This is a genomic window from Ectothiorhodospira variabilis (assembly GCF_022227625.1).
Classification (GTDB): domain Bacteria; phylum Pseudomonadota; class Gammaproteobacteria; order Ectothiorhodospirales; family Ectothiorhodospiraceae; genus Ectothiorhodospira; species Ectothiorhodospira haloalkaliphila.
On record NZ_JAJNAO010000003.1, the window covers coordinates 236,922 to 254,753 of the forward strand.

Annotated in this window: 21 protein-coding genes; 18 read left to right on the forward strand and 3 right to left on the reverse strand. The window is 63.6% G+C overall.

Annotated elements, in window-relative coordinates:
* Positions 1-65: 65 nt before the first annotated feature.
* Positions 66-860: an inositol monophosphatase family protein gene (locus LPW30_RS05905; RefSeq protein WP_238624459.1), complete on the reverse strand. Its 795-nt coding sequence runs from the start codon at positions 858-860 to the stop codon at positions 66-68.
* A gap of 85 nt (positions 861-945) precedes the next feature.
* Here LPW30_RS05905 and trmJ point away from each other — a divergent pair, with 85 nt between their 5' ends.
* The 18 genes from trmJ (at position 946) to der (ending at position 16,469) form a co-directional block, all read left to right on the forward strand.
* Positions 946-1,716 (forward strand): tRNA (cytosine(32)/uridine(32)-2'-O)-methyltransferase TrmJ, encoded by a 771-nt coding sequence (gene trmJ / locus LPW30_RS05910; RefSeq protein WP_084306678.1) that lies wholly within the window; start codon positions 946-948, stop codon positions 1,714-1,716.
* A 97-nt stretch (positions 1,717-1,813) separates the two neighbouring features.
* A complete protein-coding gene (gene cysE, locus LPW30_RS05915; RefSeq protein ID WP_025282036.1) occupies positions 1,814-2,620 on the forward strand; it encodes a serine O-acetyltransferase in 807 nt (268 codons plus the stop codon).
* Positions 2,621-2,676: 56 nt separating this feature from the next.
* Complete coding sequence (locus LPW30_RS05920; RefSeq protein ID WP_025282035.1) at positions 2,677-3,186, forward strand: Fe-S cluster assembly transcription factor; 510 nt, start codon at positions 2,677-2,679, stop codon at positions 3,184-3,186.
* 46 nt (positions 3,187-3,232) lie between these two features.
* Entirely contained in the window at positions 3,233-4,456 is a 1,224-nt protein-coding gene (locus LPW30_RS05925; protein WP_338018810.1) for an IscS subfamily cysteine desulfurase, read from the forward strand.
* Positions 4,457-4,491: 35 nt separating this feature from the next.
* The gene (gene iscU, locus LPW30_RS05930) at positions 4,492-4,902 is read left to right on the forward strand and encodes a Fe-S cluster assembly scaffold IscU (RefSeq protein ID WP_239680316.1); all 411 of its coding nucleotides are present in this window, start codon (positions 4,492-4,494) and stop codon (positions 4,900-4,902) included.
* Positions 4,903-4,938: 36 nt separating this feature from the next.
* Entirely contained in the window at positions 4,939-5,262 is a 324-nt protein-coding gene (gene iscA, locus LPW30_RS05935) for an iron-sulfur cluster assembly protein IscA (protein ID WP_025282032.1), read from the forward strand.
* Between the two features lie 22 nt (positions 5,263-5,284).
* Entirely contained in the window at positions 5,285-5,830 is a 546-nt protein-coding gene (hscB, locus tag LPW30_RS05940) for a Fe-S protein assembly co-chaperone HscB (RefSeq protein WP_035369086.1), read from the forward strand.
* A gap of 51 nt (positions 5,831-5,881) precedes the next feature.
* Entirely contained in the window at positions 5,882-7,753 is a 1,872-nt protein-coding gene (gene hscA / locus LPW30_RS05945) for a Fe-S protein assembly chaperone HscA (RefSeq protein ID WP_239680317.1), read from the forward strand.
* Positions 7,754-7,775: 22 nt separating this feature from the next.
* On the forward strand, positions 7,776-8,114 hold the full coding sequence (gene fdx / locus LPW30_RS05950; RefSeq protein ID WP_025282029.1) for an ISC system 2Fe-2S type ferredoxin: 339 nt from the start codon (positions 7,776-7,778) through the stop codon (positions 8,112-8,114).
* 21 nt (positions 8,115-8,135) lie between these two features.
* Positions 8,136-8,330, forward strand: coding sequence for a Fe-S cluster assembly protein IscX (gene iscX / locus LPW30_RS05955; RefSeq protein ID WP_025282028.1), 195 nt, complete (start codon positions 8,136-8,138; stop codon positions 8,328-8,330).
* Positions 8,331-8,463: 133 nt separating this feature from the next.
* The gene (gene ndk / locus LPW30_RS05960) at positions 8,464-8,895 is read left to right on the forward strand and encodes a nucleoside-diphosphate kinase (RefSeq protein ID WP_025282027.1); all 432 of its coding nucleotides are present in this window, start codon (positions 8,464-8,466) and stop codon (positions 8,893-8,895) included.
* Between the two features lie 115 nt (positions 8,896-9,010).
* Positions 9,011-10,129 carry a dual-specificity RNA methyltransferase RlmN gene (rlmN, locus tag LPW30_RS05965; protein ID WP_239680318.1) on the forward strand — a complete coding sequence of 373 codons (1,119 nt, stop codon included), beginning with the start codon at positions 9,011-9,013 and terminating at the stop codon, positions 10,127-10,129.
* The gene (gene pilW / locus LPW30_RS05970; RefSeq protein WP_025282025.1) at positions 10,126-10,893 is read left to right on the forward strand and encodes a type IV pilus biogenesis/stability protein PilW; all 768 of its coding nucleotides are present in this window, start codon (positions 10,126-10,128) and stop codon (positions 10,891-10,893) included. The genes rlmN and pilW overlap by 4 nt, the downstream gene beginning before the upstream one ends.
* Positions 10,880-11,878 carry a RodZ domain-containing protein gene (locus tag LPW30_RS05975; RefSeq protein ID WP_239680319.1) on the forward strand — a complete coding sequence of 333 codons (999 nt, stop codon included), beginning with the start codon at positions 10,880-10,882 and terminating at the stop codon, positions 11,876-11,878. The genes pilW and LPW30_RS05975 overlap by 14 nt, the downstream gene beginning before the upstream one ends.
* 68 nt (positions 11,879-11,946) lie before the next feature.
* On the forward strand, positions 11,947-13,257 hold the full coding sequence (hisS, locus tag LPW30_RS05980) for a histidine--tRNA ligase (protein WP_025282023.1): 1,311 nt from the start codon (positions 11,947-11,949) through the stop codon (positions 13,255-13,257).
* Positions 13,257-13,892, forward strand: a complete 636-nt coding sequence (locus tag LPW30_RS05985; protein ID WP_025282022.1) for a YfgM family protein — start codon at positions 13,257-13,259, stop codon at positions 13,890-13,892. The genes hisS and LPW30_RS05985 overlap by 1 nt, the downstream gene beginning before the upstream one ends.
* A 17-nt stretch (positions 13,893-13,909) precedes the next feature.
* Positions 13,910-15,067: an outer membrane protein assembly factor BamB gene (gene bamB / locus LPW30_RS05990; protein WP_026623496.1), complete on the forward strand. Its 1,158-nt coding sequence runs from the start codon at positions 13,910-13,912 to the stop codon at positions 15,065-15,067.
* 1 nt (position 15,068) lies between these two features.
* A complete protein-coding gene (der, locus tag LPW30_RS05995) occupies positions 15,069-16,469 on the forward strand; it encodes a ribosome biogenesis GTPase Der (protein ID WP_026623495.1) in 1,401 nt (466 codons plus the stop codon).
* Between the two features lie 6 nt (positions 16,470-16,475).
* Here der and LPW30_RS06000 read toward each other — a convergent pair whose 3' ends face one another.
* Together LPW30_RS06000 and ygfZ are read right to left on the reverse strand one after the other, a co-directional pair.
* Positions 16,476-16,631, reverse strand: a complete 156-nt coding sequence (locus tag LPW30_RS06000) for a hypothetical protein (RefSeq protein ID WP_239680320.1) — start codon at positions 16,629-16,631, stop codon at positions 16,476-16,478.
* A gap of 19 nt (positions 16,632-16,650) precedes the next feature.
* Positions 16,651-17,709 (reverse strand): CAF17-like 4Fe-4S cluster assembly/insertion protein YgfZ, encoded by a 1,059-nt coding sequence (gene ygfZ / locus LPW30_RS06005; RefSeq protein WP_239680321.1) that lies wholly within the window; start codon positions 17,707-17,709, stop codon positions 16,651-16,653.
* Positions 17,710-17,832 lie beyond the last annotated feature (123 nt).

The window sequence follows — 17,832 nt, forward strand, 5'->3', positions numbered from 1 at the left end:
GCTCGCAGCCCTCCACCCTCACCCCAACCCCTCTCCCGCCAGCGGGAGAGGGGCTCGGACTGGCTTCACCCCTCCCGGTTCACCACCGGGTGCAAGCGCTGCAGCATGGCCTTGAACACCTTCGGACCGGCGGCGACCACATTGCCCGTCGTCAGGTACTCCGGGCCGCCGCGCAGGTCGCCCACCAGGCCGCCGGCCTCCTGAATCAGCAGCACACCCGCGGCCATGTCCCATTCATTCAGGCCAATCTCCCAGAAACCATCCAGGCGACCGCAGGCCACGTAGGCCAGGTCCAGGGCGGCGGAGCCGGGGCGGCGTACACCGGCCGTGCCGGGCAGCAGGGCCTTGAGGGTCCGCAGGTAGTAGTCCAGGTCCTGATCCTCTCGGAAGGGAATGCCTGTGCCCAGCAGGGTGCCAGAGAGATCCTTGTGCTGACTCACGCGGATGCGACGATTATTCAGGAAGGCGCCGGCACCTCGGGTGGCCACGAACAGTTCCTCCTTGATGGGGTCGTACACCACCGCCTGCTCCAGGCGCCCGCGCTGTTTCAGGGCGATGGAAACGGCAAACTGGGGGATGCCATGGATGAAATTCGTGGTACCGTCCAGGGGGTCGATCACCCAGACGAATTCCCGGTTGATATCATGCTCACCGCTTTCCTCGGCCATGATGCCGTGGTCCGGGTAGGCCCGCTGAATGACGCGGATGATCTCCCGCTCGGCGTTGCGATCCACTTCCGTGACAAAATCATTGGGCTGCTTGTCCTGGATCTTGAGGGTATCCACCCGATTGGCACTGCGGGCGATGACCTGACCTGCGGCGCGGGCGGCCTTGATGGCGGTGTTCAAAAACGGATGCATGGCGAGGGTGTCCGACTGATTTTGAAGGAAACGACGTCGTATCCGCGAAGGGTACGGGAAGATGGCGAACCATACACAACCCGCGATGACAATTGAAGCAACCCAAGACACAAACATCCTGAACCAGGTACGCATCGTTCTGGTGAACACCACACACCCGGGTAATGTGGGTGGCGTGGCCCGGGCCATGAAGAACATGGGGCTGAGTGATCTGCATCTGGTGAACCCCCAGGGCTACCCAAGTGCCGAGGCCACTGCCCGGGCCTCCGGGGCGGATGATCTGCTGGCCAGGGCCCGGGTGCATGAGGATCTGGATGCGGCGCTGGTGGGCTGTCAACTGGTGCTGGGGACCAGCGCCCGGCAGCGCACCTTGCGGTGGCCCCAGCACGAGCCCAGGCAGGCGGCCGCCGAACTGCTTGCCGCAGCCCGATCCGGCCCCGTGGCATTGCTGTTTGGTCGCGAACGCACTGGCCTGACCAACGAGGAACTGGACCGTTGTCATGCCCTGGTGAACATCCCCGCCAATCCCGAATACAGTTCCCTGAATCTGGCGGCAGCGGCGCAGGTGCTCAGCTATGAGCTACGCATGACCGCCCTGGAAGGTCGGGCCGCCCAGGCTTCGGCGGCGGAGTCCGGCGGTGAATTGCCGGCGCCCCATGAGGACGTGGAGCGCTTCTACGCCCACCTGGAGGACACCCTGCGGGTGCTGGACTTCCTGGACCCGGACAATCCTCGGCATCTGATGCGTCGCTTGCGCCGTCTGTTTGGTCGTGTTCGCCTCACCATCAACGAGGTGAATATCCTGCGTGGCATCCTTGCCCATGCGGCCAAGGGCCGCAAGGACCCGGCGCCTTGACCGCTCAAGAGCCAGCCGTTCAACCGGTTTCGATCCACTTTCCGTGAAGTAGTACAATGCGCTTTCCACACTGAGGAACTCGGGTACCAGGGAGCCTATGCTTCAGCGTCTGCGAGAGGATGTCCGCTGCGTCTTTGAACGCGACCCGGCGGCGCGTAACACCTTTGAGGTGCTCACCACCTACCCGGGTGTGCACGCCCTGCTGATCCATCGGATAAGCCATTGCCTCTGGAGTCGCGGTGTGCGCTGGCCGGCCCGTTTCCTGGCCTATTTCGGGCGATGGCTGACCGGCGTGGAGATCCACCCGGGGGCCACCATCGGTCGGCGCTTTTTCATCGACCATGGCATGGGCGTGGTCATCGGCGAGACCGCCGAGATTGGTGACGACTGCACGCTGTATCATGGCGTGACCCTGGGTGGCACCACCTGGCACAAGGGCAAGCGTCACCCGCAGCTTGAAGACAATGTGGTGGTGGGGGCGGGCGCCAAGATACTCGGGCCCATACGGATAGGCGAGGGGGCCCGCATCGGGTCCAATGCCGTGGTGCTCAAGAAGATACCGCCCGGCGCCACCGTGGTGGGCATTCCCGGTCGTATCATCACACCCCGCTCCGACGACCAGAAACGCCGCGAGGTCATGGCTCAGAAGATGGGGTTCGACGCTTACGGCATGACCGACGACATGCCCGACCCGGTGGCCGTGGCCATCAACCGCATTCTCGATCACCTGCACACCCTGGATCACCGTCTGGATGAGACCTGTCACGCCCTCAAGGAGATGGGGGGTGATGTGGACGATTCCCATATCCGCGAGATCGAACCCGGGGAGCTGGGCGGGCTGGCCCTGGACACGGAAGATGGCAACGCTGAAACCAGCGTGGTCAATCGGCGGAATAATACTTGACTAAAAAGATAGGGTATAGCTAGTATACCCGGACGGATCATACGGGAGAGAGGGCAATGAGACTGACAACCAAGGGGCGCTACGCCGTCACCGCCATGCTGGACCTGGCGCTACATAACGACCAGGGACCGATATCCCTTGCGGATATCTCCGGACGACAGGGTATCTCACTGTCGTACCTGGAACAACTGTTCGCCCGACTGCGCAAGCGCGGCCTGGTGCTCAGCACCCGGGGCCCTGGCGGAGGTTACACCCTGAGCCGCCCCCCCAGTGAGCTGGCCATTGCCGATGTGATCTCGGCGGTGGACGAAAAGGTGGACACCACCCGTTGTGGTGGCACGGTGGATTGCCAGAACAACGAACGCTGTCTCACCCACGACCTGTGGTCCGACCTGAGCAGTCAGATCTATGATTTTCTCGCCAACATCACCCTGGGCGATGTGATGAAACGCAACGGTGTGCAGGAGGTGGCCGCACGCCAGGACAAGGCCATGGGTGGCCAGCCCGTGAGCATGCCCCGCGCATCGGCTGCTCCGGTGAGCGCCGCGTCGGAATCGGTGGAATAGGGCTGGTTTTCAGGCCGCCTATGGGATCGTTTGTAAGGAGAGAGCAGTGAGCAATATCCAACTACCCATCTATCTGGATTACTCGGCCACCACGCCGGTGGATGAGCGCGTGGCCGAAAAGATGGTCGGATTCATGACCCGCTCCGGTTGCTACGGTAACCCCGCCTCCCGTTCCCACAGCTTCGGGTGGACGGCAGAGAAGGCCGTGGAGACCGCCCGCGAGCAGGTGGCCGCCCTGGTGGGTGCCGACCCCCGTGAGATCATCTGGACCAGCGGTGCCACGGAGGCTGACAACCTGGCCATCAAGGGGGCTGCGCACTTCTACCAGAAAAAGGGTCGCCATATCGTCACCCTGAAGACAGAGCACAAGGCTGTGCTCGATCCCTGCCGGCAGCTGGAACGTGAGGGTTTCGAGGTCACCTATCTGGACCCGGAGCCCAATGGTCTGCTGAATCTGAACAAGCTTGAGGCTGCCCTGCGGGAAGACACGATCCTGGTGTCCGTGATGCACGTGAACAACGAGATCGGTGTCATCCAGGATCTGGAGGCCATTGGTCAGCTCACCCGCGCCCGGGGCATCGTCTTCCATGTGGATGCCGCCCAGTCCGCCGGCAAGATCCCGCTGAACCTCTCCTCCCTGCCGGTGGACCTGGCAAGCTTTTCCGCCCACAAGATCTATGGCCCCAAGGGCGTGGGTGCCCTTTATGTGTCCCGCAAGCCTCGGGTGCGTCTGGAGGCCCAGATGCATGGCGGTGGTCATGAGCGTGGTCTGCGCTCCGGCACCCTGGCTACCCACCAGATCGTGGGCATGGGTGAGGCCTTCCGCATCGCCGGTGAGCAGATGGATGCCGAAGCGACTCGTGTGCTCCAGTTGCGCGATCGCCTGTGGGCCGGCCTGAGCGCCATGGAGGAGGTCTATCTCAACGGTGACCTGGAACACCGCGTGGCGGGCAATCTGAACGTCTCCTTCAACTTCGTGGAGGGCGAGAGCCTGATCATGGCTCTCAAGGACATCGCCGTCTCCTCCGGTTCGGCCTGCACCAGTTCCAGCCTGGAACCCTCCTACGTCTTGCGTGCCCTGGGGCGTGATGACGAACTGGCCCACAGTTCCATCCGCTTTTCCATTGGCCGCTACACCACCGCCGAGGAAGTCGATTACACCGTGGAGCTGGTCAGGGCCGCAGTGCAAAAACTGCGCGACCTGTCCCCCCTGTGGGAAATGCACCAGGAGGGGATCGACCTGAAATCCGTGGAATGGGTGGCCCACTGATCTTCCGCCCGATCTGAACATTGAGGTAAGCACACATGGCCTATAGCGACAAAGTACTCGATCACTACGAAAACCCTCGCAACGTCGGGGCAATGGACAAGAACGACACCTCCGTGGGTACCGGCATGGTGGGAGCCCCCGCCTGCGGCGACGTGATGAAGCTGCAGATCAAGGTGAATGATGCCGGCGTGATCGAGGACGCCAAGTTCAAGACCTACGGCTGTGGCTCGGCGATTGCCAGTTCCAGCCTGCTCACCGAGTGGGTGAAGGGCAAGACCCTGGAAGAAGCGGGCGCCATCAAGAACACCCAGATCGCCGAGGAACTGGCCCTGCCGCCGGTGAAGATCCATTGCTCGGTGCTGGCCGAGGATGCCATCAAGGCCGCCATCGACGATTTTCGCCAGAAGGGCGGCAAGACGACCGATGCCGCGCAAGATGGCGCATAAATCCTTGAACTGATCATTGAACGAAGGAGAACAGGCATGGCCATCCAGTTGACCGATACCGCCGCCCAGCGGGTGCGCACCTTCATGGAAAAACGCGGCAAGGGTGTGGGCCTGCGTCTGGGCGTGAAGACCACCGGATGCTCCGGCATGGCCTATGTGATGGAGTTTGCCGATGAACTGGAAGAGGGCGATACGGTATTTGAGGACAAGGGCGTGAAGCTCATCGTCAATCCGCGCAGCCTGGTCTACCTGGACGGCACCGAGCTGGATTACACCCGGGAAGGTCTGAATGAAGGCTTCAAGTTCAACAATCCCAACGAGGCCTCCCGTTGTGGTTGTGGCGAGAGCTTTGGCGTCTGACGGGCGTCACAGGAGCGCACAGGTGGATCTGGACTTCAGTCGCAATTATTTTGAGCTGTTTGGTCTTCCTCAGCGGTTTCGGGTGGATCAGCAGGCCTTGATGTCGGCCTATCGCGAGTTGCAGTCTGCGCTGCACCCGGACCGTTTTGCCCACTCGGACGACCAGGCTCGTCGGCTGGCGGTGCAGGGGGCCTCCCATGTGAACGAGGCCTACGCCACGCTCAAGGATGACGGGCTGCGGGCCCGTTACCTGCTCGGTCTCAAGGGCGCGGGTGTGGACGTGGAAAAGGAATCTGCCCATGACCCTCAGTTTCTCCTGGAGCAGATGGAACTGCGCGAGGCTCTGGAGGAAGTGGACCAGGCCGCCGATCCTCTGGCAGCGCTGGACGCCCTGAGCTCGGACATCGAAACGCGCTACACGCAGATGCTGGACGCCTTCGAGGCCGCCTTTGAAGCCAACGACCTGGAGGCCGCCCGGCAGGAAGTCCTGAAGCTCCGCTTTTTCGACCGCCTGCGCGAAGAAGTTGCGCGCATCTCCGAGCGGCTTGAAGACCAACTGCTGGGCTGAGCCCACGTAGGTCCCGGGCCGCGACGCACTCCAATCACGGGTTCTATCGCCATGGCGCTATTGCAGATTTCCGAACCGGGTATGTCTCCCGACCCACACCAGCATCGACTGGCGGTGGGTATCGACCTGGGGACCACAAACTCCCTGGTGGCCACCGTGCGCAACGGCGTGGCCGAGACCCTGCCCGACGAAAAGGGTCGCCACCTCATGCCCTCGGTGGTGCACTACCCCGACCAGGGGCCGCCCCAGGTGGGGCAGGAGGCCCGTGGCTACTCGGCCCTGGATCCGCTGAACACCCTCTCCTCCGTCAAGCGCCTGATGGGACGTGGCGTGGGTGACCTCAAGACCGTGGCCGGGCATATTCCTTACGACTTCGTGCCCGGCGATGGCGGCGTACCACGTATCCGCACCCGCCAGGGTGATGTCACCCCCGTGGAAGTCTCGGGCGAGATTCTCAAGGCCCTGCGCGCCCGGGCCGAGGCCTCCCTGGGTGGCGACCTGGAAGGGGCAGTGATCACCGTGCCTGCTTATTTTGACGATGCCCAGCGTCAGGCCACCAAGGATGCTGCCCGCCTGGCCGGTCTGAACGTTTACCGCCTGCTCAACGAACCCACCGCCGCCGCCATCGCCTATGGGCTCGACAAGGGACAGGAAGGCGTGATTGCCGTCTTCGACCTGGGTGGCGGCACCTTCGATGTGTCCATACTGCGCCTCAACAAGGGCGTTTTCGAGGTGCTGGCCACCGGTGGCGACAGTGCCCTGGGTGGTGATGATTTCGATAGGGCCATTGCTGGCTGGATGATGCAGGAGGCCGGCATCGAGGGTGATACCGGCCACCACCGCATGCGTCAGATCATGATGGATGCCTGCGCGGTCAAGGAGGCCCTCTCCGAGCGGGACGAGGCCAGGCTCAAGGTGGCGGTGTCGGATTCCGACTACTGGTCCGGCTGCATCACCTGCGAACAAATGAACTGCCTCATCGATCCCCTCATCAACAAGACCCTGGCCGCCTGCCGCCGCGCCATGCGCGACGCCAAGGTGAAGCCCGAAGAGATACTGGACGTGGTCATGGTGGGCGGTTCCACCCGGGTGCCGCGGGTACGCGAACGGGTGGGCGAGTTCTTTGGCCGTACCCCGCGACTGGACATCGACCCGGACAAGGTGGTGGCCGTGGGTGCTGCCCTGCAGGCAGATATCCTGGCCGGCAACAAGCCGGGTGACGACATGCTGCTGCTGGACGTGATCCCCTTGTCCCTGGGCATCGAAACCATGGGCGGTCTGGTGGAGCACATCATTCCGCGCAATACCACCATCCCCGTGAGTCGTGCCCAGGAATTCACCACTTTCAAGGACGGGCAGAACGCCATGGCCCTGCATGTGGTGCAGGGTGAGCGGGACCTGGTGGATCACAACCGCTCCCTGGCCCGGTTCACCCTCTCCGGTATCCCCGCCATGGTGGCCGGGGCCGCCCGTGTACGGGTGACCTACCAGGTGGATGCCGACGGCCTGCTCAGTGTCGACGCCCGGGAAATGGTCAGCGGTGTCCGGTCGAGTATTGAGGTCAAGCCCTCCTATGGGCTCACCGACAACGAAATCGAGACCATGCTCACCGACTCCCGCAGCCATGCCCAGGAAGACATGCTGGCGCGGCGCCTGCGCGAACAGCAGGTGGAGGCCGATCGTGTCCTGGAAGCCCTGGACTCCGCCCTGGGGGCCGATAGCAAACTGCTCAGCCAGGAAGAGCTCAAGGACATCCGCAAAGCGCGCGAACAATTGGTGACCGCTCGCGAGGGCGATGACCACGAGGCGATCGCCAGGGCCATCAAGGGCCTGGAGAAGGCCAGTGAGGATTTCGTGGCCAAGCGCATGAATCAAAGCGTGCGCAAGGCCATGTCAGGCCATCGCGTCGAAGAATTCGAATAAACCACCCGGAGCCGAGCATCACATGCCCAACATCATCTTCCTGCCCCATGAGGAGATCTGCCCCGAAGGGGCATCCGTCGAGGCCGAGGCCGGTACCAGCATCTGCGACGCGGCCCTGGCCAATGGCATCGAGATCGAGCACGCCTGCGAAAAATCCTGTGCCTGCACCACCTGCCATGTCTACGTGCGCGAGGGCATGGACTCCCTGGAGGACCCCACCGAGGACGAGGAGGACCTGCTGGACAAGGCCTGGGGCCTGGAGCCCGACTCCCGCCTGTCCTGCCAGGCACGGGTGGCCGACAAGGACCTGGTGGTGGAAATCCCCAAATACACCCTCAATCAGGTGTCCGAACACCACTAAGGGAGGAATGCTGCCATGTCGCTGAAATGGACCGACACCCTGGACCTCGCCATCGCTCTGCAGGACGCCCACCCGGACGTGGACCCCAGGAACGTGAACTTCGTGGATTTGCGCAACTGGATCATGGCCCTGCCCGAGTTCGACGACGACCCCGATCGCTGCGGCGAACGCATCCTGGAAGCCGTGCAACTGGCCTGGATGGAAGAGGAAGACTAGAAAGCCCCACCCATGAACCGCATTGTCTGAACACCCTCCCACAGGGTAATATTCGCTCTCTACATCCTCTCCCGGCGGAGGCCCCGTGGCCCCCGCCGCCTTCGTGTTTCCATATCATCGCTGGAGTTGCCGAATGGCCGTTGAACAAACCCTTTCCATCATCAAGCCCGATGCCGTTGCCAAGAACGTGATTGGCGAGATCTACAGCCGTTTCGAGAAGGCTGGCCTGACCATCGTCGCCGCCCGCATGATGCAACTCAGCCGTGAACAGGCCGAAGGCTTCTATGCCGTGCACAAGGATCGCCCGTTCTTCAACGACCTGGTCAGCTTCATGATCAGCGGCCCGGTCATGGTGCAGGCACTGGAAGGTGAAGACGCCATCGCCAAGAACCGCGAACTGATGGGCGCCACCAACCCCAAGGAAGCCGCCCCCGGCACCATCCGCGCCGATTTCGCCGTCAGCATCGATGAAAATGCCGTGCACGGCTCCGACGGTGCCGACACGGCCAAGCAGGAAATCGCCTACTTCTTCAAGCCCGAGGAAGTCTGCAAGCGCATCCGCTGAAGTCAGCGAAACGCAAGCAGTCAAAGCCGCGGGTACCCCTGGGGTGGCCGCAGGCCCCGGGGGCCGGGACCCGGCCCCCGACCACAACCCCGGCCCGATGCCGGTGGATCGAGCCATGACCGAAAAGGCCAAAATCAATCTGCTGGGCATGACCCGGCAGGAACTGACCGACTTCTTCGCCCAGCGGGGCGAAAAACCGTTTCGTGCCGTGCAGGTGCTCAAGTGGATCCACCAGCGCGACTGCACCGATTTTGCCGCCATGACCGACCTCTCCAAGGCCGTGCGTGGCTGGCTGGCCGACGAGGCCGAAATCCGCACCCCCGAAATCGTCCTGGAACAGTGTGCCGCCGATGGCACCTACAAATGGCTGCTGCGCCTGGATGACGGCAACTGCATCGAGACCGTGTTCATCCCCGAGGATGGCCGCGGCACCCTTTGCGTATCCTCCCAGGTGGGCTGCGCCCTGGACTGCAGCTTCTGCTCCACCGCCCGGCAAGGCTTCAACCGCAACCTCACCTCCGCCGAGATCATCGGCCAGTTGCAGGTGGCGCGCGGCCGACTGCAGCCGGAAGAGGGACAGAGCCGCGTGGTCAGCAATGTGGTACTCATGGGCATGGGTGAGCCCCTGCTCAATTTCGAGCCCGTCGTGGCCGCCGTGTCTCTCATGGTGGAAGACAACGCCTACGGCCTGAGTCGACGTCGGGTGACCGTGAGTACCTCGGGCATCATTCCCGCCATGGACCGCCTGCACGAGACCCTGCACGTGGCCCTGGCGCTGAGCCTGCATGCCCCCAACGACGCCCTGCGTAACGAATTGGTGCCCATCAACCGCAAGTATCCCCTGGGACCCCTGATGGATGCCTGCCGCCGCTATGTGGGCAAGGGCGGCCACCACAGTCGGATCACCATGGAATACGTCATGATCGATGGGGTGAACGACACGCCCGGACATGCCCGCGAACTGGTGCGCTTGCTGCGGGACGTGCCCTGCAAGATCAACCTGATCCCCTTCAATCCCTTTCCGGACGCTGGCTACCGCCGTTCCAGCGAGGCGGCGCTGAGCCGCTTCCGGGATATCCTCATTCAGGCCGGCTACACCACCATCACCCGCCGCCCCCGCGGGGATGACATCGATGCGGCCTGTGGCCAGTTGGTGGGGCGGGTGGAAGATCGCACTCGGCGTGCCCTGCGCTACGCCAGGGTGCCGAATGCCTCCGGAGTGACCCCGCCATGATCGCCTCACGCACCATCCTGGCCATTGCCCTGCTGGCGACCCTTGTGCTCTCCGGGTGTGCCACGGCGCCAGAAGTGCGTGACCAGCAGCGCCGTGCCGCCGGCGTGAATGTGGAACTGGGCCTGCACTACATGCGGCAGAATCAGCTCCAGCAGGCCAAATCCAACCTGGATCGGGCCCTGCAGCAGGACCCGGGTTCTGCCCAGGTGCATGCCGCCTATGCGTTGCTGCAGGAGCGCCTGCGCGAACCCGAACTGGCCGATCGGCATTTCCGCCGGGCTCTGGAACTGGAGCCCGACAACGCCGTGGCGCGCAACAACTATGGTACCTTCCTGTGCCGTCAGGACCGTCTCAAAGAGGCCGAGGAGGCTTTCACCAGGGCGGCCGATGACCCTCTGTATCCCACGCCGGAAGTGGCCTGGACCAATGCGGGCATCTGCGCTCTCAAGTACCCGGATGAGGAACTGGCCGAGCAGTATTTTCGGCGTGCCCTGCAACAAAACCCCAACCATGCCGGCGCCTTGTACGAGATGATGCGCCTGGCGGACGAGAATGACCGTCACCTGCAGGCACGTGCCTACGTGCAGCGACTCATGGAAGTGGTGGATCCCACGGCGGAGATCCTCTGGGTCTGTTATCGTGCCGAACTGGCGCTGGGTAACCGCGATGCCTCGGGACGGTGCGCCCTGCGCCTGAAGAACGATTTCCCGGATGCCGAAGAAACCCAAAGAGTGCTGGAACGCGAAGCCCGTGGCAGACGATAAGATGCAGGACAACTCCAAGGTGTCACAGCCACACGAACAGGCCAGCCCCGGTGAACTGCTGCGGCGTGCCCGCGAGGCGGCCGGGATGACCCGGGACGACCTGGGTGGCCGCCTGCAGCTCCACCCCAGAACCATGGCCGCACTGGAGGAGGATCATTTCGATGCGCTCCCCGAGCCACCCTTCGTGCGTGGGTATCTGCGTGGTCTGGCCAAGGTGCTGGAGATTGACCCGACACCCCTGGTGGAAGCCTACGAGAGCAGTGTTCGTGGCGGTGTTGAACCGTCTGCCGAGAAGCCCCGGGCCGTGACCCGGTCGACTGCCCAGGGGGCGCCCGAACGTCACGCCCAGGCCAACCCGAAGACCGCGCCAGCATCGGCTCGACAGGTGCCCCTGGGCCCGCTCTGGATCGTCCTGGGGGCGGTGCTTCTGGTGGGCGTGCTTGCCGCGGTGGTCTGGTATGTGAATACCCTGGAGGAAACCGAAGCCCCGGATGCGACGGCCTCCGCGCCATCGAACCTGCAGGAGGCACCGGGTGATGAGCTGGAGGTCATCGCGTCGTCGCCCTCATTACCGGAAGCGCCGCCGCAGCCCGCCAATGCCCGGCCTGAATCCCCGGAGCAACCTGCCTCCGCGGAAGCCCAGGAGGCGCCTGTTCCCGCTGACCCCGAACCTGCGCCGGCGCCCCCGGAGCCAGTGTCCGATGCGCAGGAGCGCTCACCGCTGGACCTGCCAGCCGGACAGGGGCGGCTGGAACTGCGCTTCGAGGAAGACTCCTGGGTGGAAATCTCGGGTGCCGATGGTGGGCGCCTGCTGGTGGGCCTCATGCGCCAGGGCAGTGAACGCCGTATCGAGGGCGCCACGCCCATCCGGGTCTTTCTGGGCAACGCACCGGGCGTGCGCCTGGAATACAATCACGAGCCCGTGGACCTTGAAGGCCGGGTGCGTGGCGACAACACCGCCCGCTTCACCGTAGGGGACTCCTGAAGCCCCCCAAACGCCCCGGTTCCCCACCCATCCCCAATTTCTTGATCCATCCAGTTTTCGGACAGTGAATGAGTAGGCAGATCAAATCCATCCGCGGGATGCACGACATCCTGCCGGAACAAACAGGCGCCTGGCAGTGGTTCGAGGCTCAGGTGCGTGAGACCTTGAGCGGCTACGGCTACCAGGAAATCCGTATGCCCATCGTCGAGCAGACGGACCTGTTCGCCCGGTCCATCGGCGAGGTGACGGATATCGTCGAGAAGGAGATGTATACCTTCGAGGACCGCAACGGCGACAGCCTGACCCTGCGCCCCGAGGGCACCGCGGGCTGCGTGCGCGCTGGCGTGGAAAACGGACTGCTGCATAACCAGCAGCAACGCCTGTGGTATGCCGGCCCCATGTTCCGCCATGAGCGGCCTCAAAAGGGCCGCTATCGGCAGTTCCACCAGATCGGTGTGGAAGCCTTTGGCATGGAAGGACCGGACATCGATGCCGAATTGATCCTCCTGACCGCCCGCTTGTGGCGGCGCCTCGGTCTTCGCAATGTGCGCCTGGAGATCAACACCCTGGGTTCCAGCGAGGCGCGCGCCGCCTATCGCAACCAGTTGGTGGATTACTTCAAGGCCCATGGCCAGGTGCTCGACGATGATGCGCGGCAGCGCCTCGAGACCAATCCGTTGCGCATCCTGGACAGCAAGAACCCCGACATGCGGGAGATGATCCAGGGTGCCCCGAGCCTGCTGGACCATCTGGATGATCAGTCGCGGGAACACTTCGACCAGTTGCAGGACTTGCTGCGCGCCGCCGGGGTGGACTTCACCATCAATCCACGGCTGGTGAGGGGGCTGGATTATTACTGCCGCACCGTATTCGAGTGGATCACCGATGCCCTGGGTGCCCAGGGTACCGTCTGCGCCGGCGGCCGTTACGATGGCCTGGTGGAACAACTGGGTGGGCGCCATACCCCGGCAGCGGGTTTCGCCATGGGTATCGAACGGTTGCTGAGTCTGCTGGAAGCCGATGGCGGCCTGCCACTGGCTCCCGTGCCTCACGCCTACCTGATGCTGGCCGGGGCAGGCACGGGCTCGGCCGGGGTTGAACTGTCCGAGCAATTGCGTGACCAAGTCCCCGGGCTGCGTCTGCAGGTGAACTGCGGCGGCGGGGGCTTCAAGGCCCAGATGCGCCGCGCGGATCGCAGCGGTGCCCGATTGGCCCTGATCCTGGGCGAGACCGAGCTGGCCGAGGGCCAGGTCACGGTCAAGCCGCTCCGGGAAGGGCAGACCGAACAGCATACCGTGGCCATGGGCGAACTGGCACACCATCTGGCCCGGATCCTGGATCTGACCACGGCTGAACCTAGAACGATGGAGAATGACTGATGGCACTACCCACCGATGAGGACCGCATTGAGGCTATCAAGAAATGGTGGAGCGAGAACGGCACGGCAGTCATCCTGGGCCTGATACTGGGCATCGGCAGCCTTGTGGGATGGCGGATGTGGACCGGCTATGTGGAGAACCAGTCCATCCAGGCCTCCGAGATCTATCTGTCCATGCAGGGCCTGGCGCGGATGAATTCCGAGGCAGCGGTGGAGCAGGGCCAGATCCTGATGGATGACTTCCGGCGCACGCCCTATGCCACCCTGGCGGCTCTGGATCTGGCCCGCATGGCGGCTGAGGCGGATGATCTGGAGCGGGCCGAGGAACACCTGCGCTGGGTGATTGACCGCACCCGGCACGAGGACCAGAAGCATCTGGCCCACGCGCGACTGGCACGGGTGCTTATCGCCGGCGGCCGCTATGAGGACGCTCTGGATACCCTGAAAGGGGACATCCCGGAGGGTTTTCTGGCGATCGTGGAAGAACTGCGCGGCGATGCCCATCGGGGGCTGGGTGAGACCAGCGAGGCAAGGGCGGCCTATGACCGGGCCATTCTCGCCTCCGCGGGCGTGGCCGATTATCTGCGCATGAAGCGGGATGATTTGAGTGAGTCCGATGCAACAGGTGCCCAGTGAGCATTGAGATGGTCGGTATGAAAGCCTGGAAACAAACCCTGGTCATGCTGCTGGCCGTCTCGCTGCTTGCCGGTTGTGGCCTATGGACTCGCGACACGGCGGAGCCGCCGGCGCCGCTGCCGGACTTCGAGGCAGAAGTGGAGCCACAAGTTCTCTGGTCCCGCAATACCGGGGCCGGATCGGATGGACAGTATCTGCAACTGTCCCCGTTCCTGGGTCCGGAGTCCGTGGTGGTGGTTGATGCCCGTGGACGTGTGAGCGCCCATGCCCTGGACGACGGCGATCGCCTCTGGCGGGTGAACCTGAATGAACGCATGACCGCCGGTGTGAGCGGTGGAGGTGAGCGGATCATGGTGGGCACGGGCAAGGGGCACGCCATTGCCCTGAGCCTTGAGACCGGCGAGGAATTGTGGCGGCGCACCCTCACCAGCGAGGTCAAGGGCATTTCCCGGGTGGAACAGGGCGCCGTGGTCTTTCGCACCAATGATGGACGCTTGCATGCCCTGGACGCCCGCACCGGCGAAACCGGCTGGACGGCGGGGCGAACCACGCCTGCACTGAGCCTGCGGGGCGCCGGAAGGCCGCTGATGCTTTCCGGTCGCGTGGCGGCCGGTTTTGATAACGGTCGGGTGTTGATGCTGGGCCTGGGTCGGGGCAATGTCCTCTGGGAGGCCACCGTATCCACCCCCAGTGGTCGCTCCGAGCTTGAACGCATGGCAGATGTGGATGGTGAACTGGCCGTGGCCGATGGCGTGCTCTATGCCGCTGGTTACCAGGGGCAGGTCATGGCGCTCTCCCTATCCGATGGGCGCGTCCTCTGGCAACGGGATCTGTCCTCCTATCGGGGCGTGTCGGTGGCCGGTCAAATGCTCTTCGTCACCGATAGCGAAGGTCATGTGTGGGCTCTGGATCGCCGCAATGGTGCCACCCTGTGGCAGCAGGACCAGCTTCGCCTGCGCAATGTCACCCTGCCCGTGATCCTGGACCAATATGTGGTGGTGGGGGATTACGAAGGGTATCTGCACTGGATCTCTCCCGAGGATGGCGCCCTGGTGGGGCGTGCCCGGGGAGATCGTCAAGGCATCATGGGCGTGCCCCAGGTGCGCGACGGGGTGATGTATACCCTGGGCCGGGGAGGGCGCCTGAGCGCCTTCACCCTGCCATTGGAGGAATGAAATGAAACCCGTCATCGCCCTGGTGGGGCGTCCCAATGTGGGTAAATCCACCCTGTTCAATCAACTCACCCGTTCCCGGGATGCCCTGGTGGCCGATATGCCGGGGCTGACCCGGGATCGCCAATATGGTGTGGGCCGCGTAGGTGAATTCGGCTACATGGTGGTGGACACGGGGGGACTGAGCGGCGAGGCCGAGACCCTGGACACCCTCATGGCCAGGCAAACCCTGCAGGCCATCCAGGAGGCCGATGTGGTGCTGTTCCTGGTGGACGCCCGGGACGGCCTGAGCGCGGCCGATCAGACCATTGCCGAGGAGTTGCGCGGCTTCAACAAGCAGTTGCTGCTGGTGCTGAACAAGACCGACGGCATTGATGCCAACAGTGCCGCCACCGACTTTTTCTCTCTGGGCCTGGGTACACCGGTGCCCATTGCAGCCGCCCATGGGCGGGGTGTCAACCGCCTGATGGATCGGGTGAGGGAACTGCTGCCGGAAGCGGAAGACCGGGACGAAGATGAGGAGCGCTGGCCGGGTATCCGCATTGCCTTTGTCGGCCGCCCCAATGCCGGCAAGTCCACCCTGATCAATCGCATACTGGGAGAGGAAAGGGTGCTGGCCACGGATCTGCCAGGCACCACGCGGGACAGCGTTTACGTGCCCTTCGAGCGTGACGAGCAGATTTATACGCTGATCGACACCGCCGGTGTGCGGCGTCGCTCCCGGGTGCACGAGGCGGTGGAGAAATTTTCCGTCGTCAAGACCTTGCAGGCCGTGGAGGCTGCGCATGTGGTGATTTTCCTGCTGGATGCCCGTCAGGGTATTGCCGAGCAGGATGCTCATCTGTTGGGCATGGTGATGGAGGCCGGTCGTTCCCTGGTGCTGGCCATCAATAAATGGGATGGGCTGACGCCGGATGACCGCGACCAGGTGCGAATGGAGCTATCACTGAAGCTGCCGTTTCTGGATTTTGCCGAGAGGCGTTTCATCTCGGCCCTGCACGGCAGCGGTGTGGGGGATCTGTTCGGGGCAGTGCAACGCGCCCACGAATCCGCCAGTGCAGACGTGAGCACCTCATTGCTGACCCGCCTGCTGGAAAGGGCCATCGCCGAACATCAACCGCCTCTGGTGCGGGGGCGCCGCATCAAGCTGCGTTACGCCCACCAGGGTGGGCGTAACCCGCCGGTGATCGTCATTCATGGCAATCAGACGGATCAGCTTCCGGGTAGCTACAAACGCTATCTGACCAACTATTTTCGCCAGCACCTGCAATTGGTGGGCACACCCATCCGCATGGAATTCCGCACCGGGGAAAATCCGTACAAGGACAAGCGCAACACCCTCACGCCCCGCCAGCAGCACAAGCGCAAGCGCATGATGCGCCATGTGAAGAAGAAGGGGCGTTGAGGCCCCTCAGACGAATCGTAGATAGCCCGCCACGAACAGCACCGCCAGAAACGCTGCCGTTGCGTAAAGCGCATTGGAGATCTTGCGGTTGTTGGGGCGGCTGTAGAAGGCCGCCCACAGCAGCAGCAGGATGACGACGAACAGAAAGAAGAGGAATCTCACGGTCTACTCCGACCCGGTCTCAAGTGGCCGCAGCCAGATCGAATGAATAGGGCAGGGGCTGGACCCGGGCGACGGGGCCGTCTGTGGAGTCCAGGTGGGGTTCACCTGCCTCGGCACTGGCCACCTGTAACACCGCCAGGGCCTCGATGCCGCCATCGGGGTGGGGGTAGGCCTCGACGATACGTCCCACCGGCTGCGTGGCGTCCACGGAGGCGTCGTGCAGCGTGGCTCCCGGGGGCGGAGCCTCGTTCACGGGCAGGTGCAGTCGGTACATGCGGCGCTTGAGTTTGCCCAGGTGCTGGGTGCGGGCCACCACCTCCTGGCCCGGGAAACAGCCCTTGTTGAAACTGACACCTCCCAGAAGCTGCAGGTTCGCCATTTGAGGCAGGAATGCCTCAGCGGTCTGCGGGTATACATTCGGCACCCCGGACATCACGTCCAGCAGCCCCCAGCGGTCGGCCCCCACGGGTGCCGAGCGCACGTTCAGGTTTTGCCATAGGCGCGTCATGGCATCCAGTTCCCCATAGACCTCGAAGCGCGGATGCAGGCCTGGCACCCTCAGCACCGTGACCCCCCGTTCGTGGATCACCTGATCCACCGCCTCAGGTGGGGCCTTGCCCAGAGCTGCCTGGAGTTGTTCCACCGCATGCGGGCCGGACACCCCGACACGCACCAGGGCGTCCCCCGCATCCTCCAGCGTGACCTTGGCGCGCAGGATGAACATGGACAAGCGCTTGAGCGTGGATTCCACCTGTTCCCGTGGCAGGCGCAGGTAATAGGTTTCACCGCGCTTGAACAGACGGAAGCTGGCCAGCATCCGGCCCTTGGGGCTGCAATAGGCGCCCAGGCGGCTGGTATGTTCGTTCACATCCGGCACATTGGTGCTGAACTGGCCCTGCAGGAACTGAACGGCTTCTTCACCATAGGCCCCGATCAGCCCGTGATGTGACAGGTCACAGATCACGTCGCCGGTGATTGCCACGCTCATTTCCCGCTCAGGGTTGCCAAAATCCGAGACGCGCTGGTCGTCCATCTCGGCACCCGCCTGCAACAGGAAGTCCTTCCACTCGGGTTTCATCGGAGTCTATGCCTCGTTGACAGGGTTCAATTGACAGCCGTCATCTTACTAAGGAGCCCCAGGGTAAAGCCACCACCAAGCCTCATATCTTGAAGACCCGCCAGTCTTGAAGGCCCACCAGTG